Origin of the sequence: Paenibacillus polymyxa M1, from assembly GCF_000237325.1 — a bacterium.
GTDB classification, from domain to species: Bacteria; Bacillota; Bacilli; order Paenibacillales; family Paenibacillaceae; genus Paenibacillus; species Paenibacillus polymyxa_C.
In genome coordinates this window covers 3,675,210-3,691,404 of sequence record NC_017542.1, presented here as the reverse complement: position 1 = coordinate 3,691,404, position 16,195 = coordinate 3,675,210, and the positions used below count along the sequence as shown (strand labels likewise).

General features: G+C 44.8%; 10 protein-coding genes. 6 read left to right on the top strand and 4 right to left on the bottom strand.

Translation table 11 applies throughout. From position 1 onward, the window contains the following. Positions 1-23 precede the first annotated feature (23 nt). From PPM_RS16645 to PPM_RS16625, 5 genes are all read left to right on the top strand, one after another. Positions 24-1,706, top strand: coding sequence for an extracellular solute-binding protein (locus PPM_RS16645; RefSeq protein ID WP_013371916.1), 1,683 nt, complete (start codon positions 24-26; stop codon positions 1,704-1,706). Between the two features lie 187 nt (positions 1,707-1,893). Next, on the top strand, positions 1,894-2,784 hold the full coding sequence (locus tag PPM_RS16640) for an ABC transporter permease (protein ID WP_013371915.1): 891 nt from the start codon (positions 1,894-1,896) through the stop codon (positions 2,782-2,784). A gap of 27 nt (positions 2,785-2,811) precedes the next feature. Continuing rightward, complete coding sequence (locus tag PPM_RS16635; RefSeq protein ID WP_013371914.1) at positions 2,812-3,690, top strand: carbohydrate ABC transporter permease; 879 nt, start codon at positions 2,812-2,814, stop codon at positions 3,688-3,690. A gap of 28 nt (positions 3,691-3,718) precedes the next feature. Further along, entirely contained in the window at positions 3,719-5,806 is a 2,088-nt protein-coding gene (locus PPM_RS16630; protein ID WP_013371913.1) for a beta-galactosidase, read from the top strand. Between the two features lie 98 nt (positions 5,807-5,904). Next, on the top strand, positions 5,905-6,957 hold the full coding sequence (locus tag PPM_RS16625) for a glycoside hydrolase family 53 protein (RefSeq protein ID WP_013371912.1): 1,053 nt from the start codon (positions 5,905-5,907) through the stop codon (positions 6,955-6,957). 90 nt (positions 6,958-7,047) lie between these two features. On the opposite strand, the gene PPM_RS16620 is transcribed toward PPM_RS16625, so the two are convergent. The 4 genes from PPM_RS16620 to PPM_RS16605 form a co-directional block, all read right to left on the bottom strand. Then, on the bottom strand, positions 7,048-8,811 hold the full coding sequence (locus tag PPM_RS16620; RefSeq protein ID WP_013371911.1) for a methyl-accepting chemotaxis protein: 1,764 nt from the start codon (positions 8,809-8,811) through the stop codon (positions 7,048-7,050). 373 nt (positions 8,812-9,184) lie between these two features. Next, positions 9,185-10,144 carry an AEC family transporter gene (locus PPM_RS16615; RefSeq protein ID WP_014600042.1) on the bottom strand — a complete coding sequence of 320 codons (960 nt, stop codon included), beginning with the start codon at positions 10,142-10,144 and terminating at the stop codon, positions 9,185-9,187. A 100-nt stretch (positions 10,145-10,244) separates the two neighbouring features. After that, a complete protein-coding gene (locus PPM_RS16610) occupies positions 10,245-11,963 on the bottom strand; it encodes an NAD-dependent malic enzyme (RefSeq protein WP_014600041.1) in 1,719 nt (572 codons plus the stop codon). Between the two features lie 338 nt (positions 11,964-12,301). After that, on the bottom strand, positions 12,302-13,525 hold the full coding sequence (locus tag PPM_RS16605) for a nitrate/nitrite transporter (protein WP_013371907.1): 1,224 nt from the start codon (positions 13,523-13,525) through the stop codon (positions 12,302-12,304). A gap of 427 nt (positions 13,526-13,952) precedes the next feature. Here PPM_RS16605 and nirB point away from each other — a divergent pair, with 427 nt between their 5' ends. Beyond that, a complete protein-coding gene (nirB, locus tag PPM_RS16600; RefSeq protein WP_013371906.1) occupies positions 13,953-16,127 on the top strand; it encodes a nitrite reductase large subunit NirB in 2,175 nt (724 codons plus the stop codon). Positions 16,128-16,195: the final 68 nt, after the last annotated feature.

Below are 16,195 nucleotides of genomic sequence, written 5' to 3'. Positions count from 1 at the left end.
ATGATTTTTAGAGGGGGAACAAGATGCGAGTTCATTCGAAAAAAAAGCTATTGTCGTTGCTCGCCGCAACTATGGTATTAGGGGTTGGCCTTGTGGGCTGCTCAGGTGCAGGAAATGATGGGAATGCGGACAACACAGCTAAAACTGAAAACGTATACAAAGAAAAATACAACCCAGAAGTTACAATATCCACGGTATGGGGTGTAGATCCCGCCTTAAAATTTAAAAATGGCGAATCTATCGAAAATAACGTTGCGACAAAATGGGCCAAAGAGAAATTTGGTATTAATGTAAAATCACTCTGGTCTGTCACGGATACAAATGGTGCTTTTGCTACCAAGCTGCGGTTGGCGATGTCCTCCGGTCAGGAGATGCCTGATGTCGTTGTACTGGGGACAGAGAATGAGCAGCTGGCCCAGGATATGATCGATTCCGGTATGTTCGCTGAAGTTGGCCCATTATTTGATAAATATGCTTCGGACTCTTGGAAGCAGGCAATGAGTCAGGATACGAACGTATGGAATCAGTATAGCCGAGATGGTAAAAAAATGGGTATCCCTGTGCTTGATTTCGCTTATAACCATGATTATGTATTGTGGGTACGACAAGATTGGTTGGATAAGCTGGGGATGAAGGCTCCGGAGACGATGGATGATCTGGAAAAAGTGATGGATGCCTTTAAAAACAAAAATCCAGACGGACTGGCTCCGGACAAAGTGACTCCGCTCAGCATCGGTTTCAAAACATCCATGAACACATGGATGGGTGACCCGTCCTGGATTTTCGGAGCTTATGGCACACTACCCCAACAGTGGAACAAAGGTGCAAACGGTAGCTTGGAATATGGCTCTGTTCAGCCTGGCATGAAGCCGGGTCTGCAAAAGCTGAGCGAGTGGCTCAAAAAAGGATATATTCCTCAGGAAGCAGCATTGTGGGATGAAAATAAAACGGCTGAACCTACAGTTGCAGGGACAGCCGGGATGATTCCAGGACCATATTGGATGAGCGGTTGGCCGCTCCAGGATACGGTTAAAAATGCGCCGAGTGCTGTATGGAAGCCGATCAAGATTCCAGCGGGACCTGACAACAAAGCTATGCGCCATGGAACGCAGTACACCAATGGTGTCGTACTCATCAACAAACAAATGCAGCATCCTGAAGCTTTCTTCACGTATCAAAATTACTTGTTTGACCATTATGCAAATGCCAAACCGGACGGTGACTTGTCGAATGGGCTGTTTAAGGGCTACGATTATGATTTAGATGCCAATGGAAAGCTGATGTCTATTGATAAAATACCAGGCGGTTATGTAAACTCTATTCGTTATTTGCTGGTTCGTGATGGTGCACGTATCCCTGATGCCCAAATGAAGGCTTTGTTAAGCTTGGCTGACGGTGCAGAACCGAAAACTAGACTGGAGAAAGATGTAATGGTGAATTACGGGAAAGACACTCCCGCTGCGGCCAAAGTGCTTATGGAACAAAAGGATATCTCTATGAAAGATCAGTTTACAGGACCAACTACGCCAACCATGAAGGCTAAAAAGGATTACCTGGATAAGATTGAAAGCCAGACCTTCAATGAAATTATTTATGGCAAACAGCCGATTTCTGCTTTTGATACCTTTGTACAGACGTGGAAAGCCGCTGGTGGCGAACAAATTACAAATGAAGTAAACGAATGGTATAAGAGCGTAGAAAAGTAAAAGTTATTGATGATGTAAAACAAATTAGGAGGGCTGTCCCGAGGTGGACAGCCTTTTTACTTAAGCTTCACACGGATTAATAAAAATGATTGCTTTTGTGCCATGTATGTTGGTTTTTTGAACTGTTGAGACTGCGAAAACGCTTTTATAATTGAGGTATACCATGAGAGTTACAGGAGGAACTGCAATGAGAAGTCTGCAACGTACGTGGCCATTTCATATCATGCTGCTGCCAGCCATCATTTTCTTAATTGTATTCAGCTACATTCCGATGGGTGGCATCGTGATGGCCTTTCAAAATTACAAGCCTTGGCTAGGCATAACTGGTTCCGAATGGGTTGGACTGGATAATTTCCGCTTTTTGTTTCAACGGGAGGACAGTCTTCAGGTCGTATGGAACACGCTGATTATTGCTGTGTTAAAGATGTTTTTCAATCTGCTGGTTCCGTTTGTTTTTGCTATACTGCTGAATGAAATTCGCAAGGTCGGACTTCAGCGCTCCATTCAGACAATGGTGTATCTGCCACATTTTCTGTCCTGGGTTATCTTGGGCGGAATTCTGATTGATCTGTTGGCTACTGATGGATTTATGAACCGAATTCTTGGAAGTATAGGAATCCAGCCTATCTTCTTTCTGGGAGATAACAACTGGTTTCGTTTTACCGTCATTGTATCGGACATATGGAAAGAGTTTGGCTACAATACCATCGTATTCCTCGCTGCACTGGCGGGTATCAATCCTTCGTTGTATGAGGCTTCTGAAATGGATGGAGCGAGCCGATGGAGACAGACACTGCACATTACTGTACCTTCATTGATTCCGATGGTGGTCGTTGTTGGGACGCTCGCCCTTGGTAATGTTCTGAATGCCGGTTTTGACCAGATTTTCAACCTTTATAATCCGTTGGTATACCAAAAAGGCGATATTATTGACACATTCGTCTATCGGACAGCATTGATCAATGGGGAGATGGGCTTTGCTACCGCCATTGGGTTGTTCAAATCCGTTATCAGTATGATTCTCATTCTGATATCTTATCGGCTTGCTTACAAATGGGCAGGTTACCGCATATTCTGATTCCACGAGGCTGAAAGAGGGAGAGTCATGTATCATAAAACAACGCCATACCGCATTTTCAATGTGTTCAATATTTGCTTACTAGTGATTTTGTCTATCATGTGTATCGTTCCATTGATTCATGTGTTGGCAGTATCATTTAGTGCTAAATCAGCAGCAGATGCCAATCTGGTTGGCCTGTGGCCAGTGCAGTTTTCATTAGAAGCCTATAAGAAGACGATGAATAACCCGATTTTTCTGCACTCCATCTGGATTTCTGTCTGTCGGACTGTATTGGGAACCGGCTTGACGCTACTTATTACCTTTTTAGCTGCTTATCCGCTTTCGAAGGAAACAACGGTGTTCCGCAGTCGCAACATTTATTCATGGCTGTTTGTATTCAGTATGATTTTTAACGGTGGTCTGGTTCCATTCTATATGGTTATTCAAAAGATCCATCTTATGGACAGCTTCTGGGTACTTGTTTTGCCAGGAGCGGTCAATACATTTCTGGTCATTCTTATGCTGAACTTTTTTAGAGGAATTCCCAAAGAGATGGAAGAGGCCGCATTGATCGACGGAGCAGGGCATTTTCGGACATTGTTTAGTATTTTCTTACCAATATCCATGCCTTCCATTGCAACGATTGCGCTGTTCAGTATGGTATTTCATTGGAACTCATGGTTTGACGGTCTGCTCTATTTGAGCAATGCAAAGGATTATCCGCTAGCGACGTTCCTGCAAACTGTAATTATACAGAAGGACATGAGTTCCATGAGCATGAGTCCCAAAGAGATGGAATTACTGTCACAAACGACGGTTAATGCAGCACAAATTTTCATTGGTGCAGCGCCTATTCTTGTTGTATATCCTTTTTTACAAAAGTATTTTGTTAAAGGTATGACACTAGGTTCCGTCAAAGAGTAATAGAACTAATACAAGGAGATGATTTGTAATGACCTATTCAAACATAACCAAGTACCCTCCCATTAGTAAGCGAGTTCCACGTATGCTGCATGGAGCGGACTATAACCCGGAGCAATGGCAGCAATATCCCGAGGTATTAGCGGAGGATATTCGCTTGATGAAACTAGCCAAATGTAACGTGATGTCTGTCGGCATTTTCTCATGGGTTTCATTAGAGCCTGAGGAGGGCGTATTTACGTTTGAATGGCTGGATCGTATTTTGGATTCATTTGCTGAAAACGGAATCTATGCGTTTTTGGCTACTCCTAGCGGAGCAAGACCAGCCTGGATGTCGCAAAAATACCCCGAGGTACTGCGAGTGGAGGCTAACCGTGTCCGTAACTTACATGGGTTTAGACATAACCACTGTTATACGTCGCCTGTCTACCGGGAAAAAGTACGTATCATGAATACGAAGCTGGCTGAGCGTTACGCTAATCATCCTGCTGTTATTGGCTGGCACATTTCCAATGAATTTGGTGGAGATTGCCACTGTGATCACTGTCAGGAGGCATTTCGCGCTTGGGTGCAGGATAAATATGGTGCGTTAGATAAACTTAATCATGCATGGTGGACGACATTTTGGAGTCATACAGTTACGGACTGGAGCCAAGTTGAATCTCCGGCACCTCATGGTGAAACGCAGGTTCATGCCATGAATTTGGACTGGAGACGATTTGTAACCGAACAGACCGCAGATTTTATCAAACATGAGATTGTGCCGCTCAAGGCTGAGAATCCGGACATTCCAGTCACAACCAATTTAATGGAGTTTTTTGAAGGATTGAATTACTGGAAGTTTGCTGATCTGCTCGATGTTATATCCTGGGATAGTTATCCGACGTGGCATGACCGTGAAGGGGATGACAGCCGTCAGGCTGCGAGAGTGGCTATGATGCACGATATTATTCGCTCCATTAAAGGTGGGAAACCCTGGATGCTCATGGAAAGTACGCCAAGCTTAACGAACTGGCAAGACGTTAGCAAGCTGAAGCGACCAGGTATGCATTTGCTATCGTCTTTACAGGCTGTGGCGCACGGTTCAGACACCGTTCAATATTTTCAGTGGCGGAAAAGCCGCGGTTCAAGTGAAAAGCTGCATGGTGCAGTCGTCGATCATGTCGGACACGAGCATACTCGGGTATTCGGGGATGTGACAGATGTCGGTCATGCACTGGAAAAACTGGAAGAGGTTATCGGTACATCCGTACCGGCTGAGGCCGCAGTCATTTTTGACTGGGAGAACCGTTGGGGAATCAACGATTCACAGGGACCGCGGAACAAAGGGGTGAAATATGAGGAGACAGCTGAAGCACATTATTTGGCATTGTGGGAGCAGGGAGTGCCAGTAGATGTCATTCATATGGATGCAGATTTCTCCAAATATAAGCTTTTGGTAGCTCCGATGTTGTATATGGTTCGCAGCGGTGTAGGAGAGCGCATACAGAAGTTTGTTGAAAACGGGGGCATATTCGTAGCAACCTATTGGTCCGGCATCGTGGATGAACATGATTTATGCTTTCTTGGAGGCTTTCCAGGACCGCTTCGTAAGACGCTGGGGATTTGGTCGGAAGAGATTGATGGATTGCATGATCATGATCGTAATTACATTATACCGGTTGAAGGCAATGAGCTGGATCTACAAGGGGAATATGAAGCTGTAGAATTGTGTGATCTCATTCATACGGAGGGTGCAGAGGTACTGGCTGAGTACGGAGCAGACTTTTATGCAGGCCGTCCGGCTTTGACGGTGAACCGTTTGGGACAGGGAAAAGCTTATTACATCGCTTCACGCAACACTGGACTATTCCATAGTCATTTTTACAAAAGTTTAATTGATGATGCAGGTCTCAGTAAAGCACTCGATGTGCAGTTGCCACATGGGGTGAATACAGCGATTCGTACTGATGGAGTTCATGACTATATTTTTGTAATGAATTTTACGCATGAGCCGCAAAAGCTTACACTGGATGGCCGAACTTATTCGGATCTGCTTGAAAATCATGTGATAGCAGATAGCAGCGTTCAACTGGGTGCCTATGCTGTTAAGGTTTTAAAGGCAGAGCGCAATAATTAGAACACGTTATACATGTGATCGCCGCCGTTTCCCGAGTGAGGGAGCAAGTGGATTGGCCAGAGGCAATGTGAGTATATAATTTAGATAGGGGATGACTTATGAAAACAGGTAAACGTACTATGGTATTTGCGATGTTGATCTTGTTATCCAGCTTTTTGTACCCATTGGGCTCTGTGGGAGTGGGTGCGGCTTCGGCCGCCCCTGCTTTCGCCAAAGGAGCAGATATAAGCTGGGTCGCAGGGATGGAAGCCCAAGGTATGACCTGGAAGGATAAAAAAGGGGTTCGCCGGGACGTGCTGCAAATTTTACGGGACGATTATCAGATCAATTCGGTTCGTATTCGCGTCTGGGTAAATCCTGACATGAAGGATTATGCAAGCGGATACATGAATGCTGAGAAGGCGGCAGAACTTGCGCAGCGAGCCCAAAAGTTAGGCATGAGCGTTATGCTGACCCTGCATTATAGCGATTCCTGGGCTGATCCAGGCCAGCAGAATAAGCCTTACGCATGGCGCAATTTTACATTTACACAACTTATGGATGCGGTCTGGTCCCATACTGTCTATGTAATGAACACGATGAAGAGCAAGGGTGTGACACCGGATTGGGTGCAAATCGGCAATGAGACGAACAATGGCATGCTCTGGGATGATGGCAAAGCCTCGGTGAATATGAAAAACTATGCGTGGCTCGTCAATACAGGGAATAACGCTGTTAAATCCGTAAGCAGCAGTACCAAGACAATCGTGCATTTAGCTAATGGGGATAACAGTTCCGTTTTAAACTGGAACATTGGTGGACTGATTGAAAACGGAGCTCAGTTCGACCTTATTGGCCTGTCTTTATATCCGTCTTCCTCTGACTGGCAGGGTAAGGTGGATCAGACGATTACCAATGCCAATAGTCTCATTGCAAAATATGGCAAAGGCATTGTCATCAGTGAAATCGGAATGGAATATAATGAACCTGCTGCCTCCAAGGCATTTATTTCTGCAATCAAAACGAAGGTTCGGAGTATCGGAGGGGGCAAAGGTGTCGGCGTATTTTATTGGGAGCCGGCTGCAACCCCAGGTTATAATCAAGGTTATAACAAAGGTGCTTGGCAGGCTGACGGTAAGCCAACCTCAGCGTTGGAAGGCTTTCTAAACTAAAGAAGTGTATAAAATATCAAAGAACCTCTAATGTGCATTCTATGCAGACTAGAGGTTCTTTATTGTTATGAGGATTGGATAGTTATAGTTTTAGACTTCACGGTTTACTTTGAAGAATGAAATAAGCTCTTCCAGCTCCCCGGACATTGATGTAAGCTTGTCCGAAGCTTGGACAATTGAAGCCATAGACTCGGTTTGTTCCCCAATGGTTTGTTCGATTTGTTTGCTGCTGTTGACTGTTTTGCTAACTGTGGAAGACAACTCGTCCGAGGTAGCTGACATTTCCTGCGTGCTGGCCGAGATTTGCTCAGTTGCACTGGATACCTCCTGGATTTGTGATGACACTTTATTGGACGCTTCTAAAATTTCAGAGAACATTTCGCCTGTCTGCTTCGTAACTTCCAGTCCGACCTGAACTTCTTGTGTACCCAGGCTAATGCCTTTTACAGTTTGTTCAATCTCTTTTTGAATTTCTTCAATAAGCTCTGCAATTTGTTTGGCGGACTCTTGAGATTGTTCAGCCAAATTACGCACTTCTCCCGCTACGACTGCAAAACCTTTGCCTTCTTCACCCACTCTGGCAGCTTCGATCGAAGCGTTGAGAGCAAGCAGATTCGTTTGGCTGGCAATGCCGGTAATGATGCTTACAATATTACTGATTTCGTTAGAACGGTTCTGCAGTGCATTAACCGAATCAACTGTACTGCCCATTGTAGTGGAGATAGAGTCCATTTGAGTGGATAGCTTTTGGGCTACCTGATTGCCTTCAACGGAGCGTTTTTCCATGGAATAAGCTTGATCCGCTACAGAAGAGGAGCTTTCAGCAATGGTTTGGATCACTGTAGACATTTCATTCATAGCCCTGGAGCTTTCAAGTGCTGCGTGATCCTGAGCTTCAAGTCCCTGAGTTATTTCCCGAATATTGCTGTTAATGATGTTTGTATTCGTACTGTTTTTCTCACTAATGCTTAACAATTCCTGAGCTGATCCTGTTACTTCTTGCGTCGTATCCTGTACTTTCACCATCGTATCGTTAAGGCGCTTGATCATTGAATTAAATTTTTGATTGATAATACCAAGATCGTCTAGGCCTGTCTTGATTTTTACATTCAGATTACCCTCGCTGACTTCTTCAATGCCCTTCATCAAGGAACGAATCGGGGAGAGCGTGCGTTTTACCAGCAAGTATTGAATTGTCAAGAAGATAGCAAGAAACAGAATGAGCAGTGAAACACCATATACAAGCAACTTATGAAGACCCGTAGGTACAGAGCTCGCATCTACGTCAAAGTAAATTGCACTTGTGACTTTACCGCTTGCATCTGTAATCGGATAAACAATAGTAGTCCATGTGCCATATTCGTCCGTATAAAAGCTGCTCAATGCTGATTCATTGGATTGAAGCATTTTATTTACGGCGTCTGCATTTTCGTCAGGCAACGTGTACATATCCCCAATATTCATCTTCGAGTTTTGGAAAGCTTGAACCAAATTAGTGGGAACGCCAATAATGGAGGTTTGATTTCCTTCTTTTAGTTCTGTCCCAAATATGTAAGCTTGGGCGACATTAGGATAAAATGTGTGAATGGAATCTAGAAATTTGCGTATTTCTTGTTGAGCAGAACCGTTATAATCTTTTTCGCTTAATGCTTGTTGTACTTTTGTTTTGTCAACATCTTCTGCCCATTTTTTGGTCAGCACTTTTACCTGATCTTGCAGCTGCGTGGTGAGAATGTTCTTTTGAAGTATATAGCTAGATGTGATGAGAATAGCACCTATTAATACGATGTTAAGAAAAGATATTAATAGATTTTTACCAAAAAAGGACATAGTGCTCCACTTCAAGTTTTTCACAAGTTTCTTCTCCTTTAAATTTTAATTTAATGCTACAGTACAGCTATCCCTTATATATTTCGTCAATTTCCTTTATAAATGTTAGCGAATTATTACAATTGGGATATACTTACTGATGGATAGTGAAAATAATGATAAGAACCAACAAAAGGTATGAAAGCTTACCAAAAATAAAAAGCGGCAACCCACATGGAATAAATGTAGGTTGCCGCTTGCTAGCAAAACGGAATATCATACTGGTTTTCAGCTCAAATATGACTAAATCACTTTATTGTTTGGACAATATTTAAAAAATAACATAAATGAGGGCGAACGAATGCCCTTAACTATTATATATAACAGTCTTTCGCTGAAGGTTGAAAGCTTTCTGTCATTATACAAGTAGTGAAATGAGCAGAGGGAGCGAAATGAGCGATAATACTGAGCTTATAACAAATGCAGATGCCGCTTCTGTTTCCAGTGATTCATAGCGGGTCGCGATCATAGCGGCTACAGCAGATCCGGGAAATGCGACAAGCAGTACGGCTTTAGTTACATCCTCAGGGGACAGTCCGATCAGAACAGCAATACCGAGCATAACCATAGGCATCACGATCGCTTTCAGTACAGCGATACTAAGCGCTTTTGGACTGAACGTAATCTTTTTAATTCCAATAGTTACCCCGATGGCAAATAGAGCCGTACCAGCAGTAATATTGCCGATTTGATCAAACATAGATTGCAAAAGCTTCGGAGCTTGGAATCCGCATAAAGTCAATACAACACCAATCAAGGGTACGCAAGCCAGCGGCTCGCTGAGTCCATGAAGGACAGATTTTATAGTGACTGTAAATAAATTACCTTTAGTGTCATCAGATTCTGTTGATTTACGCTGGCCGACCGTTCCCAAAATACTTGCAAGCGGATCAAGAATCGCATTAACGACGATGCCGGTAATCGCAATAGGAATGGCGACCGCCGCACTTCCGAACAAGCTTCCCAAAACCGGAATCCCCATGAATGCGAAAGAGGGCTGTGTTGAATTCAATGCGAACATGGAGGATTCTGTCAGACCTTTTTTTGCAATTAAGCGATATAAGATGAGCAATACAATGTAAAAGCCGATCACTCCAAGCAGCAATGCAACAAGAAAGAGCCACTTTTGGATTAACGTCTCTCTTGGTGTCGTCGTAATACCAATAAACAAGTGTGCAGGTAAAGCGAATTTGGTTACCAGTGTATTTAATCCCTTAGATGAAGCTGGGTTAAAAGCCTTAAAAAAACCTGCAAAATAACCAATTAAAATGACAAAGAAAATAGGAATTAAGATAATAAAGATATGACCTGTAGCCATGATGTCGCCTCCAATAAAGATGTCCGCCAAAAATGGCGGACATCAGTTAAATAATCACTTTGCTTACAGCAAGTATAAATTTTGATGTTGTTCGCTATTTTTAAACCAGAACGGCTTCCTGTCCATACTGTTTGATGGGTTTATATTTGCATTCCCACATGGATTCCCGAACCGCTTGTACGATATCATCCGGCTGATGACGCGCAACTCCATCTTGAACTGCCGCCTTAGCAACTGCTACAGCAACAGCTTCAGATACTTCTCGCAGTTCGTTGATTTTTGGTAGCAGGGAAGCACCAGGCTGTGACAAATCAACCATTTGAGCTACTGCATGGGCAGCTGCTGCAAACATGCTATCTGTTATAATTTTGGATTTTACTACGATTGCTCCAAGACCAAGACCTGGGAATACGAAAGCATTATTGGATTGTCCAATTTCAAACTTAATATTGTTGTAGATTACTGGCTCAAAAGGACTTCCTGTTGCAATAAGGGCTTTTCCTTCCGTCCAGTGGATCAGGTCTTCAGGAGTTGCCTCTGCCAGAGGAGTCGGATTGGACATTGGCATAATAATAGGGCGTTCTGTATGCTTGGCCATCTCTTTCACGATTTCCTCACTAAATGCTCCAGCAACACCGGAAGTTCCGATCATAATCGTCGGTTTCACACGGCGAATGACTTCAAGCAGAGGGATTTTGCCATCTTCAGCATGCTCCCAGTCACGGCATTCGGCAGCATCACGCACATAAGGGACCTGGAATGGGAAAAGTCCTTCCGTTTCATTGGTAAGCAGACCGCGGTAATCATATGCCCAGAAGTTACGTCTTGCTTCAGCTTCTGACAATCCTTCCAGCATCATGGCCGCACTAATTTGGTCTGCATTGCCGATTCCGGCAGCTCCTGGACCAAACACTAGAACCCGATGCTTGCTCAGTGGGATTCCGGACAATTGGACACCAGACATCACACCTGCGAGCGTAACCGCGCCAGTACCTTGAATGTCATCATTAAACGTTAAAATATGATTTCCGTACTTGTTGATAATATTCCGAGCATTGACGTTACCTAGATCTTCCCAGTGCAGCAGTGCGTTCGGGAATGAAGAAAGTGCAGCTTGAACATAAGTATCAATAAATTGATCATATTGTTCTCCACGTACACGCTTATGACGATTCCCCATGTACAAAGGATCTTCTAACAGCTTTTCGTTGTTTGTACCTGCATCAAGCACAACGGCCAGCACCCGGCTAGGATCAATTCCAGCAGCAGCTGTATATACAGCAAGCTTACCAATAGAGATGTTAATACCGCCAACTCCCCAGTCCCCGATTCCCAAAATACTTTCGGAATCTGTGGCTACAATCAGGTCGATATCATCAGGGCCCAAGTTCAAATTCTTAAAAGCTTCTTTGATGCCAGCAAGGTTATCAATAGATAAATACATACCACCTGGTTTGTGATATTCATGACTGTATTCCTGAATAGCCTGACCGACTGTTGGGGTATAAACAATCGGAAGCATCTCGCTCAGGTGTTCGGAAAGCAAACGATAATAAAGGACGGTATTCCGATTAAAAAGATCATTTAAGGCAACGTTTTTACGTAAATTATCTGGTTGGCTTTGAAATTGCTCATACACCCGTTGAACCTGTTCCTCAATCGTTAATATGGTAGGAGGAAGAAGGCCGTCAAGTCCAAGTTGCTGACGCTCTTCCAGTGTAAAAGCCACTCCTTTGTTCAGCAGTGGGTTGGCAAGAAGATCCTTTCCGGTTAATTTGGTTTCGATAGTTCCATCTTCCGTAACATGAAAAGCACGCATTTCCAATTCCTTCTTTCCTAAAAAAATACATTTGGTTAACCCTTGAACAATTCGTGAACAAGTATACGCCTTATTTTAAACCAAGTGAACAAGTATGTTGTGTGAAAAATGGTTATATAAGTGTTTACATAAGAAAAAATATGAAAATGAAAGCGATTTTCAATGATTTTCAACTGAAAAATTCATTAAATTTTCATAATGTTTTCGGTAAATATTCATTAAATGTGACTTTTTTCATAGATTTTATAATTAGATTGAATATGTATGAGGAAATAGCTTAACTTCATTTTTCTATAAACGAAGTTAAGCTATTTTTGATTATAAGGGATAATTGAGGCTTAAAATCTAACGGCTTCATTAGCAACTGGAGCAGAACGTCGCATCCAGCTGTTGCGCCATTTCAATTGCATGATGATCACGAGGACAAGAGCACAGAATGTGATCAGGCTTAGGCAGATGAAGCCTGGCATGTAAGAACCCGTTAATTTGTACAGATGTCCCAGAATCAGGGGAAGAAAGTACCCGCCTATGCCGCCAGCAGCACCGACGATGCCAGTCATGAGCCCGATTTCGTTGCCGAATCGCTGCGGCACGAGCTGGAATACGGAGCCGTTGCCAGCACCAAGGCACATCATACCTACGAACAGCAGGACTACGACCACGGCAAGGGGTGGTAAAAATGCAATGCTGGCGAGCATAATCCCGGCCCCGGCATACAAGTACATTAACATGCGTGAACCACCAATCCGGTCGGACAAAAAGCCGCCTACAGGGCGAAAGAAACTTCCGGCAATGACACAAACGGTTGCAAAATCAGCAGCATGGACCGCGGAGAGACCGTATTGGGTATTGAAGAAAATGGTCAAATAATTTGAAAGGCCAACGAACCCGCCGAACGTCACGCAATAAAAGGCACAGAACACCCAGGCATCTTTCTGTTTGAGCACCGAAGCATATTGTGAAAGACTTTTTGGTGCTGGGCGATGAGGGCTGTTGCGGGCAAAAATACTAAATAGAACAAAAACGATGAAAATCGGGATGATGGCTAAGCCAAAAACGACCTCCCAACTGCCAAAATGTTGGGCAATGCGGTTGGCAAACAAAGTTGCGAGGACGGTCCCACTGTTGCCGGCACCGGCAATTCCCATGGCCAGCCCTTGATGCTCTTTGGGGTACCATTGGCCAGCCAACGGCAGTGCAGCTGCAAATGAGGCTCCGGCCACACCCAGAAGCAGGGCGACAGCGTACAACTGCTCCAGCGAATCAACCCACAGCCAGCCAAGCAGGAGAGGGATAATTGTGACAAGCATACCGATCTGTCCCGTGAGCTTCGGACCGATATAATCTGACATGAATCCAAGCACGAGTCGCAGCAGGGAACCACTAAGTATTGGGAGAGCGACAAGGTTGGCTTTTTGTACAGGGTCCATTGGATAGTCATTAGCAATGACAACGACCAACGGTCCGATCATTCCCCATATCATAAAGCTAATATCAAAATACAGAAAGGAGCCCAATAGGGTGGGCTTGTGTCCGCTTTGCCAGAAACTTTTTTTCTTCATTCTCGATCTCTCCTCTTCTTATTGTGGTTTGTAGAGCTCAGTCCTCAATTTTCTGTTGAACATAAAAAAACCGCAAATCGTCCCGACATCGTATCTGGGAAACGCTTTGCGGCTTCATTGCCGTGTTTGACACACCTCATTGTGCATCGCTTTGATATGATCACATCGTAGTGATTTTAATTCAAATTATAAAAAGACATTCTATATATGTCAATATACATAACATTAAAATTATAATAAATTTAAAATAAGGTTTAAATACAGGTTTCATGTATTGAATATTGACATGACGCTCACAATTCAGTAATCTTAAGTACATATCGGTACAACGATGTGCCGACATTAACGGCAACGGTGCCCTTTTCCATCGAATGGAGAAGGGCTTTTTCTGTCTTATTTTAGTACGGAGAATGGGGCTGGATTCATTATGATAAAAAGGCTGGTCGTCATCGGTAATGGTATGGCAGGCATCAAATGTGTGGAGGAAATTCTCAGTCTGGAGCCGGAACGGTTCCAAATCACAATATTTGGTGCTGAACCGCGGCCCGGATACAACCGTGTGCTCCTGTCCAAAATGCTTCAGGAGGAGAGTACGTTCCAACATATCGTTACCCATAGCTGGGACTGGTACGAAGAAAATGGGGTAAAGTTGCAAGCTGGTGAACGTGTGTGTCGTATTGATGTGGCAACTGGTATGGTGGAAACGGAATCCGGTATTCAAGAGCCCTATGACATTCTCGTACTGGCAACTGGCTCATTGCCTTTCATGCCACCCATTCCCGGAGTTCGAAAAGAGGGAGTAATTGCTTTTCGTGATGTAAATGACTGTGAAACCATGGCGAGATATGCCAAGACGTACCGCAAGGCCACTGTCATCGGAGGAGGGTTATTGGGGCTTGAGGCTGCTCAAGGCTTGCTGAATCTGGGGATGGAAACTGACGTTGTTCATAATGCGCAGTATCTGATGAATCGTCAGCTTGACCGTACTGCGGCTGTACTTTTACAACGACGGTTGGAGCAACAGGGCATGCGGTTTCATTTGGCGAAAGATACAGTCAACATTATAGGTCGCAACCGGGCACAAGGATTGATGTTTGCGGACGGGAACAGATTGGAAACGGACTTGGTTGTGCTGGCGGTTGGTATCCGGCCGAATATTGGTTTGGCTCAGGACAGTGGTCTGACAGTAAACCGTGCCATTGTCGTGGACGATTATATGCGCACGAGTATTCCTGGTATTTACGCAGTTGGCGAATGTGCTGAGCACCGCGGGATTTCATATGGGCTGGTGGCGCCGCTATATGAGCAGGCCAAAGTGCTGGCAAAGGTGATTTGTGGTCGTGAAACGGCTCCCTATGAAGGGACGGTCCCGTATGCACAGCTCAAGGTGGCGGGAATTCATGTGTTTTCGGCAGGAGACATTCGTGAAGAGGGCAGCGAGATCGCGATCATGGAATATAACGGTATGCAGGAGATTTACAAAAAAGTGATGATGCGCGCCGGCAATATCACTGGAGCAATTTTGTTTGGAGATACGGCGGAAAGCACCTCGCTGCTTGGAATGGTACGGCGCGGCGCGCCAACTACAGAGCTTACATCCCAGAATAATAGCAAAAGCAAAGCGGAGGATGCTGCGGAAGCATTGCCCGAAGGAGAGACGGTATGCGCATGCAATGGTGTGAGCAAGGGGGATATTTTGCGAGCGATTGCCACGGATAAGTTGAAAACAGTTGAAGAGGTGAAGAGCCGTACCAAAGCGTCCGGTTCCTGCGGAGGCTGCCGGCCGCTAGTGGCTGCACTGGTCAAAAATGGTTTGTCCCGAGAAACAGCTTCTGGACCTGTGGTAACTCCGACTGCTCAAGAAGTTGTTTCTGTGTGTGGTTGTACGCATTATGATCATGATTCGCTTAAGACAGCGATGGTGGACGCAGTTTGTCGAACTCCAGAGGAAGTAGTATCCCGTCTTGGTTGGACCAGACAGCAGGGGTGTGAATTATGTCGTCCAGCTGTACTTTATTATCTGGAATCTCTAGGTTTGCGGAACGGATCTGCAACAAACCAACTGGGAATAGACGTTGCGGTTCAGTCCACCCTACCGTACGAAGGGGAAGTGGGTTCTGTGGGCCTGAGTTTTACAAATTTGAATGCTGAACGTCGGGATTGTGTTGATCCTGCCCCGATCGATCAGGCTTGTGGTGGAGTGATCTGGCTAAGAGAGCGGCTAGCGGCAGTATGGGGCAGTCTTTCATTACCGTCACCAGTTGCGGTTGCTGTCAGTCCGGGTTCAGAGTATCCCGGTGGCGTGCTTGTCCATGACATTGGAATATCCCGATCACCAGCAGGTTGGGAGGTTTATGCCGGTGGGCATGCAGGGCACCCGGTTCGTCAGGGGTTGCTGCTTGGATTGGAGGAGAATCCAGAAGAAGTAGTGCTGATGGCTGTAACCTGCTTGCAAATATACAGGCATAGTGCTAGGTATGGGGAGAAAATGTGGGAATGGATTGAACGGACTGGCGTTCTGGCGCTGCGGGAAAGTGTGCTCGACGCTACTCTGCGAAGTGAACTGACCGGTAGTCTGCGGTCCACCATGCTGACAGGTTAACGGATTGTGGGAGTTGTAGTGATAGATACGTGTGCGAGGACAGTAACATTGCAGCGAATGGAGAGAGA